The sequence below is a fragment of the Escherichia sp. 94.0001 genome, from assembly GCF_013369155.2.
Classification (GTDB): Bacteria; Pseudomonadota; Gammaproteobacteria; order Enterobacterales; family Enterobacteriaceae; genus Escherichia; species Escherichia coli_F.
Genome location: NZ_JABWMS020000017.1, coordinates 37,194 through 61,359 on the forward strand (window position 1 = coordinate 37,194; position 24,166 = coordinate 61,359).

Below are 24,166 nucleotides of genomic sequence, written 5' to 3' on the forward strand. Positions count from 1 at the left end.
CTTATTCCTTCACCTGATGCACAACATCGATCACCGAGCCATCGCGGTAACGCACAACGGCAACGACGCGGTCGGTGAATTCAATCGGCTGTGGTTCACCGGTCAGCAGACGCGCACGTTCACGCAGCCACTCAATAGAAACCACTTTGATCCCCGCTTCCTGCAGACGTTCTGCCAGTTCCGGACGTGCCGGGTTAACTGCGATACCGTGGTCTGTGACCAGAATATCGACACTGGAGCCCGGGGTGATGCAGGTCAGCACGTTATCCACCAGCGTCGGAATACGACCGCGTACCAGCGGTGCGACGATGATGGAAAGTGCAGAGGCAATCGCGGTATCGCAGTGACCACCGGAAGCGCCACGCAGTACGCCGTCAGAGCCGGTCAGCACGTTAACGTTGAACTGGGTGTCAATTTCCAGCGCGCTCAGTACCACCACGTCGAGACGATCAACCGATGCACCTTTTGAACCCCAGTTAGCGTACTGGTTGGCGCTGATTTCGATGTGATTGGGGTTACGGGCCAGCGATTGTGCAGCGTGGCTGTCAAAGCTCTGCACATCCAGCAGTTTGCGGATCAGACCTTTTTCGTGCAGATCAACCATCGTTGCGGTAATACCACCGAGGGCGAAGTCAGCGCGAATATCGCGGCTACGCATTTTGTCTTCCAGGAAACGGGTTACCGCCAGCGATGCGCCGCCGGTGCCGGTCTGCATGGAGAAACCTTCTTTGAAGTAGCCAGAGTTAACAATCACATCCGCAGCGCTACGGGCAATAAGCAGTTCGCGCGGGTTAGTGGTCATACGGGTAGCACCAGCGCCGATTTTTGCAGCATCGCCAACGCGATCAACTTTGACGATCAGATCAACCCGATCTTGCTCAATGCTTGCCGGATTATGCGGATAAGGCAGCAGTTCTTCGGTAAGCATCACGACCTGTTTTGCGTTGTCGGCATCAACCATTGCATAGCCGAGGGAGCCGCAGCAGGCTTTACCGGTGTAGCCGTTGGCATTACCGAATTCATCACAGGACGGGACGCCGAGGAAAGCCACATCGATATTCAGTTCGCCGCTCTGTACCAGATGCACACGTCCGCCGTGAGAGTGGATTTGCACCGGTTCCACCAGCAGACCACGGGAGATTTCTTCCGCCAGTGGACCGCGCAGGCCAGAGGTATAAATGCGGGTAACCACGCCCTGGCGAATGTGTTCTACCAGCGGCGCATGGCAATCACTCAGGGAGCTGGAGGCCAGAGTCAGGTTTTTAAAGCCCATCTTCGCGATGACGTCCATCACCATATTGACGGTCAGGTCACCGCCACGGAAAGCGTGATGGAAGGAAACCGTCATGCCGTCCTGTAAACCAGAGCGACGAATCGCTTCTTCCAGGTTGGCGCACAGTTTGCGATCGCGCGCTTTTTCAGCCTGGTAGGTTTGCTTTGGCGAGTTCTGGAAAGCGGCAAGATCGCATTCAGCGCGACGATTCCAGGCCGCTACCCGTTCTTGTCGTTGAGATTGTTCAATTTTCTGCGTCATTTTGATTGCCTTATTCTTCGCGGATGCCGGAAAGTTCTGCACGGGAGAGCACCAGACGGGCGCGATCGATAACCGGACCGTCCACCATCTTGCCGTTCAGGGAAACCACGCCGAGGCCTTCGCGAGCGGCGGCTTCAGCGGCTTCTACGACGCGGCGGGCGTGATCCACTTCTTTCTGGGTCGGTGCGTAGAGGTTGTGCAGCAGATCAATCTGACGCGGGTTGATCAGCGATTTGCCGTCAAAGCCCAGCTGTTTGATGTGGGCGGCTTCTTGCAGGAATCCGGCTTCGTTGTTTGCGTCAGAATAGACGGTATCGAACGCCTGAATACCCGCAGATCGCGCGGCCTGCAAAATGGAGCAGCGAGCGAACAGCAGTTCAGTTCCTTCCGGGGAGCGTTCTGTACGCAGGTTGCGCACATAGTCTTCTGCACCGAGGGCGATACCGATCAAACGCTCGGAAGCGTGAGCAATTTCCACTGCGCGGGTAATGCCCAGCGGAGATTCAATCGCCGCCAGCAAGCCGGTACTGCCGGGTTCACGACCACAGGCTTTTTCGATACGCAGGATCTCTTTTTCGATATCCAGAACATCCTGAGCGGTATCGGTTTTCGGCAGACGCACAACGTCCGCACCACCGCGAACGACGGCTTCCAGGTCGTTGACACCCCATTCGGAATCCAGCGCGTTTACACGCACAATGGTTTCAATATCGCGATACAGCGGATGTTGCAGCGCGTGGTAAACCATGCGGCGGGCGGTGTCTTTTTCACGTAATGCTACGGAGTCTTCGAGGTCAAACATCAGGGCATCAGCCGGGTAGATGAATGAGTTGCTGACCATCGCGGCATTGGCACCAGGCACAAACAACATGCTGCGGCGGGTGCGAGTTTTACGTTGTTGCAGCGAAGCGGAAATCATTGGCAATCCTCCCATGGCAGAGCCGGGATACCGCTGGCGCGTGCCAGCAGGGCTTCCAGTCGTGCACGTAAAATGCAGTCCAGTGCGCCTTTGTCATCGACATTCAGCTGTACGCCGCGCACGTTGTAGCGGGCGAGAACGTCCAGAATGGTGGTGCGAATGGCATCACCAAACTGTTTTTCAACGCTGCTGTTGATTTGCAGGTCGATATCCTGCGTATCGAGTGGGGCGATGCGTATCATCACATCCCCAGACTCAAGGGTGCCTGCAACGGCGGGCTGGTTTATTTTCATTTTTCACCTGTTTCTCATGCGGGGGTCTTTTGACGAGCTGCCGCGTCCTGGCGGGAGTGCTCAAGCAGGTTCTGCAAATAATGCAGCGTGACTGCAGGGACCAGCGGCGCGATAGCCGTGAGATCGTTTTTCGCCAGCAGTTGACGTACCCGGGAAGCGGATATCGGCATCTCCTGGTAACGCAGCCGCTCAATTTCAACCAGTTCGATGGGCGGTGCGGAGATAGTCGGCGTTTCCAGCCAGTAGCGCATATCCTGGTTGTACTGGGCGGTAACGCGACAAAAGGGTTCAGTACCGACAAAGCGGTGAGTTACACCCAGCGCGGGAGCGAGGTACTGACGGAAAATCTTCAGATCAATTTCGGTGTAACAATGGTTAATGACGCTCTGTTCTTTAATGAAGTAGCAAGGGAACGTAGCGCGGGAGATGATGTATTCGGAGCCGCGATGCACAGTCAGGCGTGGAATATCGGCGGTGCCTTTTAACACCAGATCCAGCCGGTCTTCATAGGGAAAGCGTGAAGAATCTTCTTTAACTAAAAACAGATGCAACCAGTCGCACTGTGCTGCAGCCTGTTGAATCAGATAACGGTGACCATTCGTAAAGGGATTGGCGTTCATCACAATGCAGCCAATCTTGTTCCCTGGATGACGAAATTTTTTCAGCGATTCGGCATAGCGTTTCAGTCGCGTGGCGCTGTTTTCCATCAGCACCATCACGCCGGGTACACTGGTCAGCGTGGAAAAACCGCACTGGCGGAACAGCGCCTCGTATTCGGTTTTGGTATAAATAAACAGATGCGTGCTGTGCCGCTCATAGGCGAGGTTTATCAATTCAGTGGCTAATGTCAGCGCCAGTCCTTCACCGCGAACGGATTCACTGATAGCAACGCATTTAATAATATTTCCGGCAATTCCACCGCACGCGATAAGCTTTTCATCGCGGGTTACGGTAATAAATACTTCGACTGTGGTGTCAACGCTCAAATCATTTTCATGCAGGAATTGGGCGATTTCCGCCATTTTTTTATTTTCTGAACGTTTTACACGGGTGAAAATATCATTGCCGAACATAATAAATAGTATCCTGAAGGTGCATGTTGTTATCGATTTGCAACGAATGTTGTTCGATGTTGCAAACTGATAACCTTTTATTTTCACTTGGGAGAAAGGGGGGCGATCGAGGTATATCTTTTTCTCCTTTCGCTATACATCCTAAGGAGTATTGCAGCGTGAAATTTTGATTTATTTCACATAGAGTTAGTGGTTTTTTATTTATTTAATGGTTTTAAGTTTTTTAATTAATGTAATTACGAAATGACCCGCAGGTTTAAGTGATTTAATTGATTTAATGAATAAAATTTGCCACGATTATATTTAATATCTATGTATTTTGATTCAACATTTTAATTACATCCGTCAAAGAGGCTCGGGACAACCCGCAAGGAAAACAATGTTGCAGCTTAACGAGAATAAACAGTTTGCATTTTTCCAAAGACTGGCATTTCCGCTGCGTATCTTTTTGCTGATTCTGGTGTTCTCAATATTTGTCATTGCAGCCCTGGCGCAATATTTTACGGCCAGTTTTGAGGACTATTTAACGCTTCATGTGCGCGACATGGCAATGAATCAGGCAAAAATTATTGCTTCTAATGACAGTATCATCAGCGCAGTGAAAACGCGTGACTACAAGCGACTGGCGACCATCGCTAACAAATTACAAAGAGATACTGATTTCGATTATGTCGTGATTGGTGACCGGCACTCGATCCGCCTTTACCATCCTAATCCGGAGAAAATTGGTTATCCTATGCAATTCACCAAACCGGGCGCGCTGGAGAAAGGGGAGAGCTACTTTATCACCGGGAAAGGGTCAATTGGCATGGCGATGCGTGCCAAAACGCCAATCTTTGATGACGATGGAAAAGTCATCGGCGTGGTGTCGATTGGCTACCTGGTGAGTAAAATCGATAGCTGGCGGGCTGAGTTTTTATTACCGATGGCTGGCGTGTTTGTCGTGCTGTTAGGGATTCTGATGTTGCTGTCGTGGTTCCTGGCCGCGCATATCCGTCGGCAAATGATGGGCATGGAGCCAAAGCAAATCGCACGCGTGGTCCGTCAGCAAGAGGCGCTGTTTAGTTCGGTTTATGAAGGGCTGATTGCGGTGGATCCGCACGGTTACATTACCGCCATCAATCGTAACGCAAGAAAGATGCTGGGGCTGAGTTCCCCCGGACGGCAATGGTTGGGTAAACCCATTGCTGAAGTGGTCAGGCCCGCCGATTTCTTTACCGAACAGATTGATGAAAAACGTCAGGATGTGGTGGCGAACTTTAACGGTCTGAGCGTTATTGCCAACCGGGAAGCTATTCGTTCTGGTGATGATTTGCTGGGGGCCATTATCAGCTTTCGTAGTAAAGACGAAATATCCACCCTCAATGCACAACTGACGCAAATTAAACAATACGTCGAGAGCCTGCGCACATTGCGACACGAGCATCTCAATTGGATGTCGACGCTCAATGGTCTGTTGCAGATGAAAGAGTATGATCGCGTGTTGGCGATGGTGCAGGGGGAGTCTCAGGCCCAGCAACAGCTTATTGATAGCCTGCGCGAGGCGTTTGCCGATCGCCAGGTGGCGGGGCTGCTTTTTGGTAAAGTGCAGCGCGCCCGCGAACTGGGGCTAAAAATGGTCATCGTCCCCGGAAGTCAGCTTTCGCAACTGCCGCCAGGACTGGACAGCACCGAGTTTGCAGCCATTGTTGGCAATTTACTTGATAACGCCTTCGAAGCCAGCCTGCGTAGCGATGAAGGAAACAAGATCGTTGAATTATTCCTCAGCGATGAAGGCGATGATGTGGTGATTGAAGTCGCCGATCAGGGCTGCGGCGTTCCAGAGTCTCTACGAGACAAAATATTTGAGCAGGGTGTCAGTACGCGTGCTGACGAGCCCGGCGAACATGGCATTGGGTTGTACTTGATTGCCAGCTACGTAACGCGCTGCGGTGGTGTTATCACTCTCGAAGATAATGATCCCTGCGGTACCTTATTTTCAATCTATATTCCGAAAGTGAAACCTAATGACAGCTCCATTAACCCTATTGATCGTTGAGGACGAAACGCCGCTGGCAGAGATGCATGCGGAATATATTCGTCACATTCCCGGATTCAGTCAGATATTACTGGCGGGAAACCTGGCGCAGGCCCGAATGATGATCGAGCGTTTTAAGCCGGGGCTAATCTTGCTCGATAACTATCTTCCTGACGGTAGAGGGATTAATTTACTGCATGAACTGGTGCAGGCGCATTATCCCGGCGACGTGGTGTTTACCACTGCAGCCAGTGATATGGAAACGGTGTCTGAAGCCGTACGTTGTGGTGTATTTGATTATCTCATTAAGCCAATTGCCTATGAACGGCTGGGGCAAACGCTAACCCGTTTCCGCCAGCGTAAACATATGCTGGAAAGTATTGATAGCGCCAGCCAGAAGCAAATCGATGAGATGTTTAATGCCTATGCTCGCGGTGAACCCAAAGACGAACTGCCGACCGGCATTGACCCCTTGACGCTAAACGCGGTGCGAAAACTGTTTAAAGAGCCTGGTGTGCAACATACGGCAGAAACGGTGGCGCAGGCACTGACTATCAGCCGCACCACTGCCAGACGTTATCTTGAATATTGCGCCAGCCGCCATCTGATTATTGCTGAAATTGTTCACGGCAAAGTTGGCAGACCGCAACGCATATACCACAGTGGGTGACATGATAAAGCCGGAGGAAGCTTGCCTCCGGCATGACTATTTACTTGCCTGTGACCGCGGCTGCCGTTCCGGGCACCATCAGCTCTGTAGCAACGATAACAATCACCAAACCAACAAGCACCGGCACCGAGGTGCGTTTTACGACTTCAAATGGTGAGATTTTCGCCATCCCGGCAACCGCAACGACTACGCCAGAAACGGGTGACAGGGTACGACCGAGGTTTGACGCCTGCAGCATTGGGATAGTCAAATACGCCGGGTTAATGCCGGAAGAGTGCGCCAGTTTCGGGATCATCTCAACAAACGCATAAAACGGCGCATTGCCTGAACCGGTCGTGACTGCCGCCAGCATTGTCAGGATCACCAATACCAGCATCAGGATGATACTCGCCGAACCAAACGAAGTGGCGATAGAAATCAGACTTTGAATAAAGCCGATGGTGCTAAGCCCCTGAGCGAATACCCCAGCGGCAACCAGCAGCATCACCACGTTAGCAAACGCATCTGCCATCCCGCGATAAGCCACTTCCAGGCCCGAGAACACTTTCTGAGTATTAAAGCTGCGAATGAACTCCAGAATGGAGGCAATCAGCATACAAATCACCAGAATAGTGATGATGTGTAATTGCGGACCCCATTTGCCGTCAAAAATCAGTACTCCGATGATCGGCGTGAACGGCAAAATGGCATAAAACGCAGGGGCAGTGGTGGTGATTTCACTGACATCTAACATTTCATGAGAGATGTGCTCTTTTTTATCCAGATAACGTTGCCAGAAGAAGTGGGCGATCGCCATGCCGATAATTGCAGCAATTGAGATAGGCAGCGTCGTTTTGAAGGCGAAGTCAATCAGCGACATTTCGGAAGCCTGCGCCGCCAGCACCACATCCCCTGAAGTCGGTGCGAGAATAATCGCCGCCGGGGAGGCACAAATAGCAGCAGCTGCACCACGGCTGATACCAACGTTTACCATCACCGGAAACAGGGTTGCCATCAGCAAAACACCCAGACCGGTTGCGGAAGAGACGGCCAGAGACATCAGACAGGCGACAAAATAGGCGGCAATCATCAGCAGGTAAGGGGAGTTAATATACTGCAATGGTTTTGACGCCAGCTTGACCACCATATCATTCGCGCCGATATGGGTCATGTAAGCGGCAAAGCCACACAGCATCATAATCATCATGCCGAGGTCGCCGCCGCGGCTCATTAGCAATATTTTAACGTATTCAACGATATCCGTGGCGCTGTAGCCTGTTGAAGCCTGGCTGGACGGTAACACTTTGTGCCCCATAATGGCACTGATAATCAGCAATAACAGGCCACCGACAAATAACACGCCAGTGGCGGAATACCCTTTAATGATGTAGCGAGCTACACCCACAATAACCACAACCCCAATAAGGAGTTCAATGAATGTCAGCATAATTTTTCCTGTCTCCAGGCCCCAAAGTAAATAATAAAAAATTCCTAAAGCTTAAGGAAAAAATATGCCCAATAAATTGGCGGTGAATGCTGATTAAAATCAAGAAAAACTGCCATTAAGACATTGAAGTTGCTGTTTTTATACATAGATAACAAAACGCATATTTAGCGTTTGGCAATTATCACATAATAATGTGTGTAAATTGATGGTGGATTGATGCAAATTTGTTAATTGCAATGGTGTTAGCTGCGGTTGTGTGCTCAAAAAACAATCTGCAATGGGCGTGGGTTGACAATATATAATATATTCTTCATTAAGATATTTTTTTTGTATCTTATTAAAAAATAAGTTAATTTTTTCTTGGTTGCATTTTGTTATCAGAAACAACTTGCTTTTTCTTTTATGACTATTCCCATCGCAGAAAACGACGCATCATCTTTAATAGATGCGCGGAAATATTTATCTTGAACAAGCGGAAATAAATAGAACAGCTATTCAGATTATTCTTCATGTTGGGGCTATTAAGGTTATGTTAATTGTAGCTTTGCTATGCTAATAGTAGATTTTTGATAAATGTTTTATGGTCACAAATGAACGTGAGTAAATATGTCTCTATATTTTCCTTTGTTTTTATTCAGTTAATCAGCGTTGGTAAAGTTTTAGCTAACGCAGATGAGTGGATGACAACGTTTGGAGAAAATATTACACAAACCTGGCAACAGCCTGAACATTATGATTTATATATTCCTGCCATCACCTGGCATGCTCGTTTCGCTTACGACAAAGAAAAAACCGATCGCTATAACGAGCGACCGTGGGGGGGCGGTTTTGGTCAGTCGCGTTGGGATGAAAAAGGAAACTGGCATGGCCTGTATGCCATGGCATTTAAGGACTCGTGGAACAAATGGGAACCGATTGCCGGATACGGATGGGAAAGTACCTGGCGACCGCTGGCGGATGAAAATTTTCATTTAGGAATGGGATTCACCGCTGGCGTAACGGCACGCGATAACTGGAATTACATCCCTCTCCCGGTTCTACTGCCATTGGCCTCTGTGGGTTATGGTCCAGTGACTTTTCAGATGACCTACATTCCGGGTACCTATAACAATGGCAATGTGTACTTTGCCTGGATGCGCTTTCAGTTTTGAGACAAATGAAATTTTAGTAACTTCTTTAAAATCAATGAGTAAAATAATTAACATCAAAAATAACGCGACTTTTATCACTTTTTAGTAAAGTTGCACTGGACAAAGCGTACCACAATTGGTGTACTGGTAACCGACACAGCATTTGTGTCTATTTTTCATGTAAAGGTAATTTTGATGTCTAAGATTAAAGGTAACGTTAAGTGGTTTAATGAGTCCAAAGGATTCGGTTTCATTACTCCGGAAGACGGCAGCAAAGACGTGTTCGTACACTTCTCTGCAATCCAGACTAATGGTTTTAAAACTCTTGCTGAAGGTCAGCGCGTAGAGTTCGAAATCACTAACGGTGCCAAAGGCCCTTCTGCTGCAAACGTAATCGCTCTGTAAGATACGTCAGCAAGAATTCAAAACCCGCTTAATCAGCGGGTTTTTTTTGGTCTTTAGTGTGCGGTTGAGGCCGAAAACAGCCAGAAAGCCAGTGCGGTCATGGCAAAAGACCCCAGAAGGTTGACGAAAACGTTCAGTAATGCCCAGCCAAAGCGGCCCTCTTGTAACAAAAACACCACTTCTGCCGAAAATGTTGAGAAGGTTGTTAGACCGCCACAAAATCCGGTGGTGATTAATACTTTCCACACTGGATCAATGTTCGTCATCCTGCTAAACCAGGCGAATCCCATTCCTATGATGAATGCCCCAATCAGGTTTGCAGCAAGCGTCCCCAACGGAATCGCCTGATGCAGCGGGTTAAATCGCATACTTAACAGCCATCTCGCCACGCTTCCCGTACCACCGCCAATAAAAACTGCTAAAAGAAGTTGTAACACTGCAAAATCCTGCTATTTGATTTGTATGAGTGATAAGTGTAACGCCGAATAATCGCCGTTGGCGAATTTTACGACTCTGACAGGAGGAGGTGGCAATGCTGGTTGCCGCAGGACAGTTTGCTGTTACATCTGTGTGGGAAAAGAACGCTGAGATTTGTGCCTCGTTGATGGCGCAGGCGGCGGAAAACGACGTTTCGCTGTTTGTCCTGCCGGAAGCATTGTTGGCGCGTGATGATCATGATGCAGATCTATCGGTTAAATCAGCACAGCTGCTGGAAGGCGAATTTCTCGGACGTTTACGGCGAGAAAGTAAACGTAACATGATGACGACAACTCTGACGATTCATGTTCCTTCAACGCCGGGGCGCGCATGGAATATGCTGGTGGCGCTACAGGCAGGAAACATCGTCGCCCGTTACGCCAAACTGCATCTCTATGATGCATTTGCCATTCAGGAATCACGCCATGTTGATGCTGGTAATGAAATAGCTCCGTTACTGGAGGTGGAAGGGATGAAGGTCGGTCTGATGACCTGTTATGACTTACGCTTTCCAGAGCTGGCGCTGGCACAGGCATTACAGGGAGCTGAAATCCTGGTACTTCCTGCCGCCTGGGTTCGCGGGCCGCTCAAAGAGCATCACTGGTCAACGTTGCTTGCCGCTCGTGCGCTGGATACCACCTGTTATATGGTGGCGGCGGGGGAGTGCGGGAACAAAAATATCGGGCAAAGCCGGATTATAGATCCCTTTGGCGTCACCATTGCGGCAGCGTCAGAAATGCCTGCACTCATTATGGCGGAAGTGACGCCCGAACGTGTGCGTCAGGTGCGCGCGCAACTGCCCGTCTTAAACAACCGTCGCTTTGCGCCGCCGCAATTATTATGATGTTTTTTTACTCGGCGCTTGATTCACCTTGTTACAGATTGCTATTGTGTGCGCGCGTCGAATGACCGTTAATATTCTCTGGTTTTTAAGGCGCGTTCTGTTGCCGGTTATATGTCAAGAAGGTATCTATGGGTGAGATTAGTATTACCAAACTGCTGGTAGTTGCGGCGCTGGTCGTTCTGCTGTTTGGGACTAAGAAGTTACGTACGCTGGGCGGAGACCTTGGAGCGGCCATTAAAGGGTTCAAGAAGGCGATGAATGATGACGATGCTGCGGCGAAAAAAGGCGCAGACGTTGATCTTCAGGCTGAAAAGCTCTCTCATAAAGAGTGACGTGGCGAGCAGGACGCTCCCTCAATATCTTGTTCGATACAAAAAACCCGCTTCAAAAAGCGGGTTTTTTATCAGACAGATGTAAGTAATTATTACAGGATTACTTAACTTCCATCCCTTTCGCCTGCAAATCGGCGTGGTAAGACGAGCGGACAAACGGACCGCATGCAGCATGGGTAAAGCCCATCGCCAGCGCTTCGGCTTTCATTTCGTCGAACTCATCCGGGCTAACGTAACGTTGAACCGGCAGGTGATGGCGGCTTGGCTGCAAATATTGCCCCAGCGTTAGCATCGTCACACCATGACGGCGCAGGTCGCGCATTACCTCAATAATTTCTTCATTGGTTTCACCCAGACCCACCATCAGACCAGACTTGGTCGGGATTTCCGGATGCGCTTCTTTAAAGCGTTCCAGCAGCTTCAGCGACCAGTTGTAATCTGCACCAGGCCGTACCTGACGGTAAATACGCGGTACGTTTTCCAGGTTATGGTTGAACACATCTGGTGGTGTGGCGGTCAGAATATCCAGAGCACGATCCATACGACCGCGGAAATCCGGCACCAGAGTTTCAATTTTGATTTGCGGGCTTTTTTCCCGAATAGCAGTAATGCAATCCGCAAAGTGCTGGGCACCGCCATCGCGCAGGTCATCACGGTCAACGGAGGTGATAACCACATAACGCAGCGCCATATCGGCAATGGTCTGCGCCAGTTTCACTGGTTCATTGGTATCCGGAGCTACCGGGCGACCGTGGGCAACGTCACAGAACGGACAACGGCGGGTACAAATAGCGCCGAGGATCATAAACGTTGCTGTGCCGTGGTTGAAGCATTCCGCCAGGTTAGGGCAGGAGGCTTCCTCGCAGACAGAATGCAGGCCATTTTTGCGCATTGCGGCTTTGATGCCCTGGATACGTGTAGAGTCCGCTGGAAGCTTGATTTTCATCCATTCCGGCTTGCGCAGCAGGGCTTCGCGCTCTGTTGCCACGTTTTTAACCGGGATAAGGGCCATCTTATCGGCATCGCGGTATTTAACACCGCGTTCCATCACAATGGGTTTACTCATAGCGTGCGTGTTCCAGTTGCGAATTACGAAGGAAAGCGTTTCAATTCAATAGATTGTTGTAATTATCAACTATTTTTGAATTAACGACTGGCAGTATATCATTGAAACGGACCTGAAAGCAGCCAAAGCGGTCGCGAAAATGTAAAATTGTTGTTGGATTGTGCCATTTTTTCGTTCTTCGCTGTGATCTGGCTGTAACAATACTTTTTCAAAATGCATTACGGATAACATCTATTACCCCGTGCAGGATGGGATCACGCAGGCTGAATTTGTTGTAGTGGATAGAGAAATCTATTTGCTCCTCATTTAAGGACGGAAAAGGCAGTTTTTCCAGCGGCCAGCAACGGCTAAACAGGTTATAAAAACGGCTGGGAATAATCGCTAACATGTCACTGTTGGCAACCAGTGCAGCGATTGTCAAAATGTTGTAGCTGGTGAAACTGATTTGCCGGTCCGGAAACATCTCTTGAACTCTCTGCCGCAGACCGCTGAAATTTTGCCCTTCCGGTAACAGGAGTATATGCGCAGCGTTGCCAATAGTCTCTCTGTCATCTTCTAAAGAGAGTAGCGGATTTCCCTCGCGGCAAATTAACACCATATTGTCGGTGAACAGAACATGATGTTGCACCGTACGATTGGTGCAAAACATGTTATCGATGATGAGATCGGTTTGAAACTGACTGAGTTGGTTTTCCGCGTCGCTGATGGGGGGGTTGCGCAGTAAAAGCTGCGGATAGTGAGATTTAATCGCCCGATAGATGACAGGAAGGACCAGGGCTCCGACCGAGGGGGTGGTCGCAATAGTTATCGTTCGTTGCTTATCATAGCTTCCTTCGATATCCAGCGCGCCAAGAATGGACTCAAGGCCCTGACTGATATACTCATGTAGATGCATCGCAAATGCGGTAGGAGTGACACCTTGGCCTTTGCGAATAAACAATGGGTCAGGGAATATAACGCGCAGTTTCTGAATAGACTGACTGATTGCCGAGGGGGTCAGATTAAGCACTTTCGCTGCATTAACGATCCCTTTATGTACATATACAGCTTCAAAAATAGTCAGAAGGTTAAGATCAATATTTCGTAAGGTTGTAAATATTTGTGGTTTACCTTCTGACGACTTTCTGCTTAAACAGGTTTCAATTTGATTATTACTATCCACGCACTTACTCCAATTTTATTCATGGAAAAATAATATTTAAAAAAATTACAATAATCTTATGTCTAATTGGAACGGAACGCTTTTGCTCACCATAATCAACTATTTCAATAAGTTAATCAATGGGGTGAGTTACGGAGCAAGGCGTAGCATCGCATTTCTGCAAGTGATAAAGAAAATATACAAACGCGAAGGAGATGTAAAGCATTAGCAGGTATTATGAGTAATGACCCAGTGTAAATTGGGCCATTGATGTATGCAATTAAGCGGTAATATATTCGAAGTCAGGATTGTTTAGTAGCGCTAAAATATTTTCCAGTAAACGTGGTGCAATATTATTAGTCGTCGCTTCGGGTCTCCATTGTGATATTTTAGCCATTTCCATTCCGGCATACCCACAAGGATTAATACGTAAAAATGGTGAAAGATCCATATTGACGTTTAATGCCAGACCGTGGAATGAACAACCGCGTCGAATACGTAAACCCAGTGAGCAAATTTTCTTTTCCCCGACATAGACACCAGGCGCGTCAGCCCGAGGATGCGCTTCTATACCCAGTTCAGCCAGGGTATTCACCACTGTTTGCTCAAGCAAGGTCACCAGTTCACGCACACCGAGTTTACGGCGTTTCAGGTTAAGCAACACATACATCACCTGTTGCCCCGGCCCGTGATAAGTCACCTGCCCACCGCGATCGCTCTGAATCACCGGAATATCACCCGGCATTAAAATGTGCTCCGCCTTTCCTGCCTGCCCTTGGGTGAATACCGGATAGTGCTCGACCAGCCAGATTTCATCAAGGGTACTATCATCGCGGGTATCGGTGAATTCATGCATAGCCTGGGAAATTGGCTCGTAAGGCTGAAGACCGAGCTGGCGGACAAGAATTTTATCCTGATACAAAACGGCATCTCCGTGGAGAATGAGTAAAAGTGGGGGAAAAGTATATCACAGCGAGGAGAGGGGAGTTACCCGACCAGGAGCCGGGTAACGGAGAAGCGAGTTACAGAACCATGCGGACAATATCGATTTTGCCCAGTTCTTCATACAGTGTTTCAACCTGTTCGATATGAGTCGCGTTGATAGTGATAGATACCGAGTGGTAGTTGCCTTTGCTGCTTGGTTTTACCGTTGGAGTGTAGTCACCTGGCGCATGGCGCTGTACCACTTCAACCACCTGATCAACCAGCTCAGGTAACGCCTGCCCCATAACTTTGTAAGTAAAAGGAGTAGGGAATTCAAGCAGTTCGTTAAGTTTGGTTTTCATGTCAGCTCCGGCGTAACGTAATTAAATAGCAACTCCCGCCAGAAGGCGGGAGTTTTTTACTGATGCTTAGTATATGGGGACGGAAATTACACTTTCAAGTGTTCAATTTTTAACCAAACCAGTGATGGAACATTAATTTAATGTAATCAATGATTTTGCCGAAGAAGTTACCTTCCGGGATTTCTTGCAGTACAACCAGCGGGCGTTGTTCGATCGTTTTGCCATCAAGCTGGAAGTTGATAGTACCGACGACCTGATTCTTTTGCAGCGGCGCATGCAATTCACTGCTGTTCAGCACATAGCTGGCTTTCAGATCTTTCATGCGGCCACGCGGAATGGTCAGGTACACGTCTTTATCAACACCTAACGAAGCGCGATCAGAATCACCAAACCAAACCGGTTCAGAGGCGAACTCTTTACCTACTTTCAGTGGGTTAACGGTTTCGAAGAAACGGAAGCCCCAGGTAAGCAGTTTTTTACTTTCGGCTTCACGGCCTTTAAAAGTACGTCCGCCCATCACCGCAGAGATCAAGCGCATCTGGCCTTCAGTCGCAGAAGCAACAAGGTTGTAACCTGCTTTGTCAGTGTGTCCTGTTTTGATGCCGTCGACATTCAGGCTGTTATCCCATAACAGGCCGTTACGGTTCAGCTGGCGAATACCGTTAAACGTAAATTCTTTTTCTTTATAGATCGAGTATTCATTCGGTACGTCACGGATCAACGCCTGGCCGATCAGCGCCATATCTCGCGCGGAGCTGTACTGACCGTCAGCGTCGAGACCGTGCACGGTCTGGAAGTGAGTGTTTTTCAGGCCCAGTGCGTTAACGTAGCTGTTCATCAAGCCAACAAAAGCGTCCTGGCTACCAGCGGCAAAATCGGCCATGGCGACGCAAGCATCGTTACCCGATTGCAGGTTAATACCGCGGATCAGCTGAGAAACCGGAACCTGCATGCCCGGTTTGAGGAACATCAGCGAAGAACCTTTAAATACCGGGTTACCGGTGGCCCATGCGTCGTTGCCGATGGTGACTAAATCAGTTTCTTTAAATTTACCGGCTTTCATTGCCTGGCCGATAACGTAACTGGTCATCATTTTGGTCAGGCTGGCAGGATCGCGGCGGACATCTGCGTTCTGTTCGGCGAGCACTTTGCCCGAGTTATAGTCAATCAGGATGTAGGACTCCGCATCGATCTGCGGTACACCCGGGATCATAGTTTTGATATTCAGGTCATCGGCATGTGCAGCAGAGATAAAGGCTGTGCAAAGAGCCGTGGTGAGCGCCAGGCGCTTCATGATACGAGCGGAAAAAATGGTATTCATGGTCTGAACTACGACATCCGTGATGGAATTAAAAAAAGTGCCCTACTATAGCAAATGCACTACCGGCAGGCATCTGACTTTCCGCGTGACTTTGTTAACGTCATTTACAGAAATTGACACATCAGATGCCTGCTTTACGCTACTGCGCGGTGGTAATAAATGACTGTAATTGGGCTTCGGTTTGCAAACGTTGCTGCAAGGTACTGGCTTCGGCTTTGCTGGCGAATGGGCCAAGCTGGATCCGCCACACCGCGCCATTTTGAGTTACGCGACCGGGGACGCCGAACTTCTGTCCCAGTTGCTGTTGGTACTGTTGCGCACGAGCCTGATCGCTAACGGCCCCGACTTGCACCATAAAGTTGCCGCTGGCGCTTTGTGAGGCGGCTTGCGGTGTCACCATTGCAGGCGAGGTTGCAGGCGTTGTCGACGGAGCTGTAACAACGGGCTGTGGTGCAGGCGTTGGTTCGCTGCCTTCCAGAACACCAGGCGCTAAGGTCGTTGGTGCGCCGAGGAAACCGCTGCTGGTTACCGGCGCGCCAGTCGGATCTTCGCTTTTTAGCGTCGAATTACTGACCGGAAGAATGTCACCCTGCGGGCCAGACACTGAACTTGTTCCTGCGCCGCCGCTTAAATCGGGAGGTGCAGGCAGGGCGTAAGTCTGTTTGGCGACTGTGGTACAAGCCATACCAGGACCAGAAAGCGAACCATCCTGGGCGACAATAATCGGATCGATACGAACTTTGGTGTTGTTTGACGTGTTAAGACGGTCAGCTGCCGCGCGAGAAAGCGAAATAACGCGGTCGTTGCCGTAAGGACCGCGATCATTAATGCGCACCACGATCATTCGCCCGTTAGCCAGGTTAGTGATTCTGGCGTAGCTGGGGATCGGAAGCGTTGGATGGGCCGCTGTCAGCTGTGTCGGATCGAATGCTTCGCCAGAGGCCGTCAGGTTACTGCCGGGTTCGGCATCATAGATTGCCGCCAGTCCCGCCTGGCTAAATCGAGACGGATCCTGCACGATTTTGTAGCTTTTACCGTCGCGCTGGTAATCCTGATTTGCCGTCGCGTTCAGTGGTTCGAAACGCGGGTCCGCCCCGCTAATTTCAACTATGGGGCCGTTACATACCGCAGGCTGCGGTACACTTACCGTCTGTTGCTGACCATCATCGCTTGTACATGCCGCGAGCATTCCTGCCGCGATGCAGATCCCGAGCCACTGCTTACGCATTGCGCACCTCTTACACGCTTTTCGACAACATTTTCCTGTGGGTGTGGATTGACATAACAATCCCAAACCCAGCCATCAGCACAATTAGCGCTGATCCTCCATAACTGACCAGTGGGAGCGGAACCCCTACAACCGGCAGAATACCGCTTACCATACCAATATTTACGAAGACATAAACGAATAATATCAGCATTAAGCCGCCAGCCATGACGCGACCAAAGGTGGTTTGCGCTCTGGCGGCTATCCACAGCCCGCGCATGATCAGCAGAATGTAGAGAGCGAGCAGAATCAAAATGCCCACTAATCCCAGCTCTTCCGCCAGTACCGCGAAAATAAAGTCAGTATGGCGTTCGGGGAGAAATTCAAGCTGTGACTGAGTACCGTGCAGCCAGCCTTTGCCGCGTAATCCGCCGGAGCCAATAGCAATTTTAGACTGAATAATGTGATAGCCCGCACCGAGTGGGTCTGATTCCGGGTCCAGGAGCATCATTACGCGCTGGCGCTGGTAATCATGCATCAGGAAGAACCACAGAATAGGAATGAACGCCGCCACCAGCACTACTGCGACGCCAATCAGACGCCAGCTAAGGCCAGAGAGGAACAGTACAAACAGACCGGAAAGCGCAACGAGGATTGATGTCCCCAGGTCAGGCTGCGCAGCCACCAGCAGCGTGGGCATAAATATCAGCACCAGCGCGATGCCGGTGTTCTTCAACGACGGCGGGCAAACGTCGCGGTTGATAAAGCGCGCTACCATCAGTGGTACGGCTATTTTGGCAATTTCCGACGGCTGAAAACGAACGATACCGAGGTCCAGCCAGCGTTGAGCGCCTTTAGAGATGGCACCAAAAGCATCTACTGCCACCAGCAAAATAATACAGATGATATAGAGATAGGGGGCCCAGCCTTCATAAACGCGTGGAGGAATTTGCGCCATCACCACCATGATGACCAGGCCCATCGCGATTTGGCCTATTTTACGCTCCATCATGCCAATATCCTGACCGCTGGCGCTCCAGATAACCAGGGCGCTGTAAACCAGCAATGCCAGTAAGATCAGCAGCATTGTGGGATCGAGATGGACTTTATCCCAGAATGTTTTTTTATTCGGATTATCCGTCATGATTAATGGTCCTCCGCTGCGGCAACCGCTGGATTTTCCGCAGGCAGATCGGTGTTGTTATCACCCAACATAATGTGGTCGAGGATCTGGCGCATCAGCGTACCAACCGCCGGACCCGCACCGCCGTTCTCCAGAATCATGGCGACAGCGACTTGCGGATTGTTGTATGGCGCAAAGGCGGTCATCAGTTTGTGGTCACGTAAACGCTCGGCAATTTTGTGCGCATTATAGGTTTCGTTCGCTTTCAGGCCGAAGACCTGAGCCGTACCGGATTTTGCTGCAATTTTGTACGGTGCGCTGGCAAAGTATTTATGCGCCGTACCATTAGGGCGGTTAGCAACACCGTACATACCGTCTTTTGCCAGCTCCCAGTAACCGGAATGAATATCGCCGACGGGCGGTTCATGCGGTTGTACCCATGGCACCTGTTTGCCGTCTTCAGCGGTGCTCATCAGCAAATGTGGAACTTTCACGATACCGTCATTAATCAGGATCATCAGTGCCTTACTCATCTGGATTGGGGTCGCTGTCCAGTAACCCTGACCGATACCAACCGGAATGGTGTCACCCTGATACCACGGTTTTTTAAAGCGTTTCTGTTTCCATTCGCGGGTAGGCATGTTGCCGGAACGTTCTTCCGCCAGGTCGATACCGGTGTAATGACCATAACCGAATTTACCCATCCATTCGGAGAGGCGATCGATTCCCATATCGTAGGCCACCTGATAGAAGAAGGTATCCGCAGATTCTTCCAGCGATCTTGTGACATTCAGACGCCCGTGGCCCCATTTTTTCCAGTCACGATAACGTTTTTCCGAACCTGGCAGTTGCCACCAGCCTGGGTCAAACAGCGTCGTATTACGCGTGATCACTCCTGCGCTCAATGCCGAAACCGCTACATAGGGTTTAACTGTAGACGCGGGAGGATAAACCCCCTGTGTGGCGCGGTTCACCAGCGGTGTATTTGGGTCGTTCAGCAAGGCGGAATAATCTTTGCTGGAGATACCGTCAACAAACAGGTTTGGGTCATAACTAGGCGTGGAAACCAGCGCCAGCACCCCACCTGTACGCGGATCGGTGACTACCACCGCTGCGCGGCTACCCGCCAGCAGCGTTTCAATATATTGCTGGAGTTTGAGATCCAGCGTCAGGTAAATATCGTGTCCGGCTTGCGGTGGCACTTCTTTTAACTGGCGGATAACACGCCCACGGTTGTTAACTTCAACCTCTTCATAACCTGTCTGACCGTGCAGCACGTCTTCATAGTAACGCTCAATGCCCAGCTTACCGATATCATGCGTTGCCGCATAGTTGGCCAGTTTGCCGTCATTATTCAGGCGTTCGACGTCTTTATCGTTGATTTTCGACACATAGCCGATGACGTGGGTCAACGCCGAACCGTAAGGATAGTAACGACGCTTATAGCCTTTAACTTCGACACCCGGAAAACGGTACTGATTGACGGCAAAGCGTGCCACTTGTACTTCAGTCAGGTTAGTTTTCACCGGAATGGAGGTGAAACGGTGTGAACGTGCGCGCTCTTTTCGGAATGCGGCAATATCGTCATCGGTCAGATCAACCACGCTGCGCAAAGCATCCAGCGTTTGCTGCACATTATCGACTTTCTCCGGCATCATTTCTATCTGGTAGATAGTGCGGTTGAGTGCCAGAGGAATACCGTTGCGGTCGTAGATAATGCCGCGGCTGGGCGCGATAGGCACCAGCTTAATGCGGTTTTCATTAGATCGGGTCTGGTAATCGGTAAAGCGAACAATTTGCAGATTATACAGGTTGGCGATAAGCACGCCGGTCAGCAGCAAAATCCCCAAAAAGGCGACCAGCGCCCGGCGCACAAACAGCGCGGACTCTGCCGTATAGTCGCGAAAAGAGTTCTGTAGTTTCATCCGCTGCGTTTTCTACTCAAAGCTCCCTTATCACTCACGGTGATAAGGATGGTTGGTGGTGATGCTCCACGCCCGGTACAGACTCTCTGCGACCAGCACGCGAACCAGCGGATGGGGAAGGGTAAGCGCCGACAGCGACCAGCTTTGTTCCGCCGCCGCTTTGCAGGCAGGCGACAACCCTTCAGGCCCGCCAATCAGCAGACTGACGTCGCGACCATCCAGCTTCCAGCGTTCCAGTTCAGCGGCTAACTGCGGCGTATCCCAGGGCTTGCCTGGAATATCGAGAGTGACAATGCGGTTTTTGCCTGCGGCTGCCAGCATCTGCTCACCCTCTTTGTCGAGTATGCGCTTGATGTCCGCATTCTTGCCGCGTTTTCCGGCCGGAATTTCAATCAGCTCGAAGGGCATATCTTTCGGAAAACGGCGCAGGTACTCGGTAAAACCGGTTTGTACCCAGTCCGGCATTTTCGTTCCCACGGCGACAAGTTGCAGCTTCACGCATTAACTCCAGAGTTTTTCCAGTTCATACAGGCGACGGCTCTCTTCCTGCATGACATGGACAATCACATCGCCCAAATCCACGACAATCCAGTCGGCGCTGTTTTCACCTTCTACGCCGAGCGGTAACAGGCCCGCTGCGCGAGACTCCTGCACAACGTGGTCAGCAATGGACATAACATGACGGCTGGACGTACCCGTACAGATGATCATGCAGTCGGTGATGCTGGATTTGCCTTGAACGTCTAAGGCGATGATGTCCTGACCTTTGAGGTCATCAATTTTGTCGATAACAAAATCCTGGAGTGCTTTACCCTGCAAGTTTTCCCCCTGGGTGAATCAAATAGATAAAAATGGTCTGTCAGTATACCTGAACCAGAGGCGATTTCGGGACAATTGTCGCCGAATCGGCTTTCGAAAGTGGGCTATCATCCCACCCCGCGCCGCAGATTGCATCGCCATTTTTGTAAAACAATTTCTACAAAGTCGTGTCTGGCGAAAAAAGTCTGGCTGCGGAGAATATCAGCCTGCCCGGGGCTGTCAATGGTCGTTGCGGCTTACCCGTAAAAAAACAGAAAAGTCATGTATTCTCGACCCCGATGGCACGGCTATTGAGGACGCGTAGCGTCGCGAATTTTTGGTTGATATCAATGGCGCTCCAACACCCCTGGTCAACGCGAAAATGCCACATAGCCTCGGCAGGCATGCCAATTAAACGAGCGATTAACAGACTCAGTACACCCTGATGGCTGACGACTAAAATATTCTGATAGTGCTGAAATTCACTAAGCCTTGCGATAAACCGTTCCACACGTTGTGAAAATGCCTGAAATCCTTCACCGTTCGTGGGGATAGCATGCTGCCAGTCATTGCACCACGCGCTATAGTTTTCGGCATCTTCTTGCATGAGGTCGCGATGATGTCGCATCTCCCAGTCGCCAAAAAACATTTCGTTGAGTTCAGGGATGATTTGCACGGGGAGCTGGCGATCACTGAGAACCCGTCGCGCGGTATGCTGTGCCCGTTCCAGTTCACTGCATAAAACCAGATCAAAGGAAACACCATGTAGCAGCGTATGCAGATTTTGCGCTTGCTCAATACCGCGCGCAGTCAGGGGTGTGGGAGCATGACCGCTGTACAGACCATCTATATTCGCTTGCGTTTCGCCATGACGAATTAACCACAGTCGCATCATGCCCTCCGTAACGACAGGTATCAGCGATACAAGCCTTGTTGGTTAATGTAAGTCAGTACCGGTTCCGGCAATAAATCCTCACACGATTCACCGTTTTGCAAACGTTCGCGGATGATGGTCGCAGAGATGTTAAACCACGGCGTTTCAGCCAGATAAATTTTACCGGCAGGCTGAAGGTGAAGATCTTCCGGGTTATGTGTCAAATGATCTTCCAGCCATTGCTGGTATTGCGGTTGCGCCATTTCAAGTGGGTAACCTGGACGCCGACAGACGATCAAATGTGCATTGTCGAGTATCGTTTCGTATTCGTACCAGGTTGGAAAGGTGAGCAGTGAATCCTGGCCAATAATAAATGCCAGCGGCACATCTGGCCCTTGTTCCTGCCGCCATTCTTTCAGTGTTTGCGCAGTGTAAGAGGGGGCATTGCGCTTTAGCTCGCGTTCATCAAGAGTAAATAATGGCTTGTCGGCAATCGCCAGTTCAAGCATGTGTTTACGCTGTACGCTGTTCGCTTCCGGCTGGGGACGATGCGGAGGAACATTATTAGGGATGATTGTGACCCGCGTCAGACCAATCAAATTCGCCAGCGTTTCCACGGGTTTAAGATGACCATAGTGCACCGGATCAAAGGTGCCGCCAAACAGAGCCTGTAAAGATTTCATATCAACCGTCGATAAATACGTCCGCCAGGGGTTTATGGCACAACAGAAGAGATAACCCTTCCAGCTCTGCCCACACTGACTGACCGTAATCTTGTTTGAGGGTGAGTTCCGTTCGTGTCAGGAGTTGCACGGCCTGACGTAACTGCGGCTGGCTTAAGCGATTTAACGCCTCACTCATCATGCCCCGGCGGTTCTGCCATACCCGATGCTTATCAAACAACGCACGCAGTGGCGTATGGGCAGACTGGCGTTTCAGGTTAACCAGTAACAACAGTTCACGTTGTAATGTGCGCAACAAAATAACCGGTTCGCTGCCTTCCAGACGCAGTTGCTGAAGAATATGCAACGCGCGCTTACTTTTTCCCATCAACAAAGCATCAACCCAATGAAAAGGGGTGAAATGCGCGGCATCATTCACCGCCTGTTCAACGCGAGGTAATGTCAGTTTGCCGTCTGGCCAGAGTAGCGATAAACGCTCCAGTGCCTGGGCCAGCGCCAGCAGGTTACCTTCATAACAGTAGCAGAGCACTTGGTTTGCCGCGTCATCCAGTTCTAAGTTGAGCTGTTTTGCACGCGCAGCAACCCAGCGAGGAAGCTGAGCCTGCTCCGGTGTTTGACAGGTCACCTGCACGCTTCGATTTGCAAGAGCAGTAAACCAGGCGGCATTTTCTTGCGCTTTGCTTAATTTATTACCGCGGACGATCAACAGCAGGTCGTCATGCAGAAGTCCAGTGAGTGTGAGAAGTTGTTCATTGATCGCCGCATTCGGTCCGTTTTCTGGTAACAACAGCAATAGCGTTTGTCGACTGGCAAACAGACTCATGGCCTGGCATAACGAAAAGACCGCATTCCAGTCAGTGTTGGGATCAATGGAAAAAGTGTGGTGTTCTTCGAATCCTTGTGCCGCAGCTACCTGACGAATAGCGTCCTGGCTTTCCTGCAATAACAGAGGATCGTTACCAAGTAAAAGATACGCCGCGCGCAGCCCTTCATTGAGCTGCGCGCGAAGTTGTTCCGGGTACAACCGAATCATCAGTTACCTAGCGTGGTAGAGACGCGTGCAGGCGTTGCCGGAGTATCCGTTGTGGTCGACGTCTGTTCTTCGTCGGAACGAATATCCGCAGCACGGATGCTTGGCAGCTTACGAATCAGCTGTTCGGCAGCACGGTCGTACATCTCTTTAATGATCATTTCCTGCTCGTTATCTTTCGCTAACGCCATTTGCGGGTTATCGAAGAACGAACGGAAGACTTTGGCGCTAATCGGGTAGATATCTCGTCCAGGAATCAATACCGACGCGCTAACAGTCATCACCATCTGATATTCCGCAGTTTGACCATTACGGAAAACCGACGCGGTATCCTGCGAGATTGATACAGCACCCAAACGCAGGGATGGAACGTCCTTACGCGTGGTTTCTTTATCAAGCAACTCGACACCATTCAGACGTAACTGGTTACGCACCGCACGGCTTAATGGCCCGTTCGGATCGCCTGAGTCCAGGATCATGACCTTCATAGTGGAAGGAACCTGCGTGGTATCACGCAGATGCCAGCCACACCCGGCGGTGATTAACACCGCCAGAGATAACAACAATGTTGCCAGATATCGCACGCTTCCTC

General features: G+C 50.2%; 26 protein-coding genes. 6 read left to right on the forward strand and 20 right to left on the reverse strand.

All coding sequences use genetic code 11. The features are described 5' to 3' along the window. Position 1: 1 nt before the first annotated feature. The 4 genes from citF to citC are packed head-to-tail and all read right to left on the reverse strand — an operon-like array spanning position 2 to position 3,819. Entirely contained in the window at positions 2–1,534 is a 1,533-nt protein-coding gene (gene citF / locus HEN33_RS10900) for a citrate lyase subunit alpha (RefSeq protein ID WP_176262699.1), read from the reverse strand. A 10-nt stretch (positions 1,535–1,544) separates the two neighbouring features. Then, positions 1,545–2,453: a citrate (pro-3S)-lyase subunit beta gene (gene citE / locus HEN33_RS10905; RefSeq protein ID WP_000622357.1), complete on the reverse strand. Its 909-nt coding sequence runs from the start codon at positions 2,451–2,453 to the stop codon at positions 1,545–1,547. After that, complete coding sequence (gene citD, locus HEN33_RS10910) at positions 2,450–2,746, reverse strand: citrate lyase acyl carrier protein (protein WP_000700703.1); 297 nt, start codon at positions 2,744–2,746, stop codon at positions 2,450–2,452. The genes citE and citD overlap by 4 nt, the downstream gene beginning before the upstream one ends. Before the next feature lie 14 nt (positions 2,747–2,760). Next, on the reverse strand, positions 2,761–3,819 hold the full coding sequence (citC, locus tag HEN33_RS10915) for a [citrate (pro-3S)-lyase] ligase (RefSeq protein WP_000467705.1): 1,059 nt from the start codon (positions 3,817–3,819) through the stop codon (positions 2,761–2,763). Between the two features lie 379 nt (positions 3,820–4,198). Between citC and dpiB the strand changes: the two genes are divergently transcribed. After that, positions 4,199–5,857, forward strand: a complete 1,659-nt coding sequence (gene dpiB, locus HEN33_RS10920) for a sensor histidine kinase DpiB (protein WP_001353363.1) — start codon at positions 4,199–4,201, stop codon at positions 5,855–5,857. Further along, positions 5,826–6,506 carry a two-component response regulator DpiA gene (gene dpiA / locus HEN33_RS10925; protein WP_000126500.1) on the forward strand — a complete coding sequence of 227 codons (681 nt, stop codon included), beginning with the start codon at positions 5,826–5,828 and terminating at the stop codon, positions 6,504–6,506. The genes dpiB and dpiA overlap by 32 nt, the downstream gene beginning before the upstream one ends. Before the next feature lie 40 nt (positions 6,507–6,546). On the opposite strand, the gene dcuC is transcribed toward dpiA, so the two are convergent. Beyond that, the gene (gene dcuC / locus HEN33_RS10930; RefSeq protein WP_000955057.1) at positions 6,547–7,932 is read right to left on the reverse strand and encodes an anaerobic C4-dicarboxylate transporter DcuC; all 1,386 of its coding nucleotides are present in this window, start codon (positions 7,930–7,932) and stop codon (positions 6,547–6,549) included. A 590-nt stretch (positions 7,933–8,522) separates the two neighbouring features. On the opposite strand from dcuC, the gene pagP reads away from it, so the two are divergent. Beyond that, on the forward strand, positions 8,523–9,083 hold the full coding sequence (pagP, locus tag HEN33_RS10935) for a lipid IV(A) palmitoyltransferase PagP (protein ID WP_176262804.1): 561 nt from the start codon (positions 8,523–8,525) through the stop codon (positions 9,081–9,083). Between the two features lie 174 nt (positions 9,084–9,257). Continuing rightward, positions 9,258–9,467 carry a transcription antiterminator/RNA stability regulator CspE gene (gene cspE / locus HEN33_RS10940; protein WP_000034825.1) on the forward strand — a complete coding sequence of 70 codons (210 nt, stop codon included), beginning with the start codon at positions 9,258–9,260 and terminating at the stop codon, positions 9,465–9,467. A 53-nt stretch (positions 9,468–9,520) separates the two neighbouring features. Here cspE and crcB read toward each other — a convergent pair whose 3' ends face one another. Further along, positions 9,521–9,904, reverse strand: coding sequence for a fluoride efflux transporter CrcB (gene crcB, locus HEN33_RS10945; RefSeq protein WP_000939738.1), 384 nt, complete (start codon positions 9,902–9,904; stop codon positions 9,521–9,523). A gap of 95 nt (positions 9,905–9,999) precedes the next feature. On the opposite strand from crcB, the gene HEN33_RS10950 reads away from it, so the two are divergent. Both HEN33_RS10950 and tatE read left to right on the forward strand, forming a co-directional pair. Then, entirely contained in the window at positions 10,000–10,788 is a 789-nt protein-coding gene (locus HEN33_RS10950) for a deaminated glutathione amidase (protein WP_176262803.1), read from the forward strand. 128 nt (positions 10,789–10,916) lie between these two features. Beyond that, complete coding sequence (gene tatE / locus HEN33_RS10955) at positions 10,917–11,120, forward strand: twin-arginine translocase subunit TatE (protein WP_000503931.1); 204 nt, start codon at positions 10,917–10,919, stop codon at positions 11,118–11,120. Positions 11,121–11,220: 100 nt separating this feature from the next. On the opposite strand, the gene lipA is transcribed toward tatE, so the two are convergent. The 14 genes from lipA to lptE form a co-directional block, all read right to left on the reverse strand. Continuing rightward, positions 11,221–12,186 (reverse strand): lipoyl synthase, encoded by a 966-nt coding sequence (gene lipA, locus HEN33_RS10960; protein WP_139926276.1) that lies wholly within the window; start codon positions 12,184–12,186, stop codon positions 11,221–11,223. A gap of 208 nt (positions 12,187–12,394) precedes the next feature. Further along, the gene (locus HEN33_RS10965; RefSeq protein WP_176262802.1) at positions 12,395–13,348 is read right to left on the reverse strand and encodes a YbeF family transcriptional regulator; all 954 of its coding nucleotides are present in this window, start codon (positions 13,346–13,348) and stop codon (positions 12,395–12,397) included. Positions 13,349–13,607: 259 nt separating this feature from the next. Continuing rightward, positions 13,608–14,249, reverse strand: a complete 642-nt coding sequence (gene lipB, locus HEN33_RS10970; protein WP_033554961.1) for a lipoyl(octanoyl) transferase LipB — start codon at positions 14,247–14,249, stop codon at positions 13,608–13,610. Positions 14,250–14,349: 100 nt separating this feature from the next. Beyond that, positions 14,350–14,613: a DUF493 family protein YbeD gene (gene ybeD, locus HEN33_RS10975; protein WP_000850550.1), complete on the reverse strand. Its 264-nt coding sequence runs from the start codon at positions 14,611–14,613 to the stop codon at positions 14,350–14,352. 109 nt (positions 14,614–14,722) lie between these two features. Next, entirely contained in the window at positions 14,723–15,934 is a 1,212-nt protein-coding gene (gene dacA, locus HEN33_RS10980; protein WP_001092082.1) for a D-alanyl-D-alanine carboxypeptidase DacA, read from the reverse strand. A 139-nt stretch (positions 15,935–16,073) separates the two neighbouring features. Continuing rightward, complete coding sequence (rlpA, locus tag HEN33_RS10985) at positions 16,074–17,162, reverse strand: endolytic peptidoglycan transglycosylase RlpA (protein WP_001231428.1); 1,089 nt, start codon at positions 17,160–17,162, stop codon at positions 16,074–16,076. Between the two features lie 10 nt (positions 17,163–17,172). Beyond that, complete coding sequence (mrdB, locus tag HEN33_RS10990; RefSeq protein ID WP_000131719.1) at positions 17,173–18,285, reverse strand: peptidoglycan glycosyltransferase MrdB; 1,113 nt, start codon at positions 18,283–18,285, stop codon at positions 17,173–17,175. Between the two features lie 2 nt (positions 18,286–18,287). Further along, on the reverse strand, positions 18,288–20,189 hold the full coding sequence (mrdA, locus tag HEN33_RS10995; RefSeq protein WP_000776191.1) for a peptidoglycan DD-transpeptidase MrdA: 1,902 nt from the start codon (positions 20,187–20,189) through the stop codon (positions 18,288–18,290). Positions 20,190–20,219: 30 nt separating this feature from the next. Beyond that, complete coding sequence (rlmH, locus tag HEN33_RS11000; protein WP_000776104.1) at positions 20,220–20,687, reverse strand: 23S rRNA (pseudouridine(1915)-N(3))-methyltransferase RlmH; 468 nt, start codon at positions 20,685–20,687, stop codon at positions 20,220–20,222. Positions 20,688–20,690: 3 nt separating this feature from the next. Beyond that, entirely contained in the window at positions 20,691–21,008 is a 318-nt protein-coding gene (rsfS, locus tag HEN33_RS11005) for a ribosome silencing factor (protein WP_001161664.1), read from the reverse strand. Positions 21,009–21,267: 259 nt separating this feature from the next. Then, entirely contained in the window at positions 21,268–21,879 is a 612-nt protein-coding gene (locus HEN33_RS11010) for an adenosylcobalamin/alpha-ribazole phosphatase (RefSeq protein ID WP_001241879.1), read from the reverse strand. Between the two features lie 23 nt (positions 21,880–21,902). Continuing rightward, positions 21,903–22,544 carry a nicotinate-nucleotide adenylyltransferase gene (gene nadD / locus HEN33_RS11015; RefSeq protein WP_000838889.1) on the reverse strand — a complete coding sequence of 214 codons (642 nt, stop codon included), beginning with the start codon at positions 22,542–22,544 and terminating at the stop codon, positions 21,903–21,905. Position 22,545: 1 nt separating this feature from the next. Further along, positions 22,546–23,577: a DNA polymerase III subunit delta gene (gene holA, locus HEN33_RS11020; protein WP_000620504.1), complete on the reverse strand. Its 1,032-nt coding sequence runs from the start codon at positions 23,575–23,577 to the stop codon at positions 22,546–22,548. After that, positions 23,577–24,158 (reverse strand): LPS assembly lipoprotein LptE, encoded by a 582-nt coding sequence (gene lptE / locus HEN33_RS11025; protein WP_001269665.1) that lies wholly within the window; start codon positions 24,156–24,158, stop codon positions 23,577–23,579. Before lptE ends, holA begins: the two co-directional genes overlap by 1 nt. Positions 24,159–24,166: the final 8 nt, after the last annotated feature.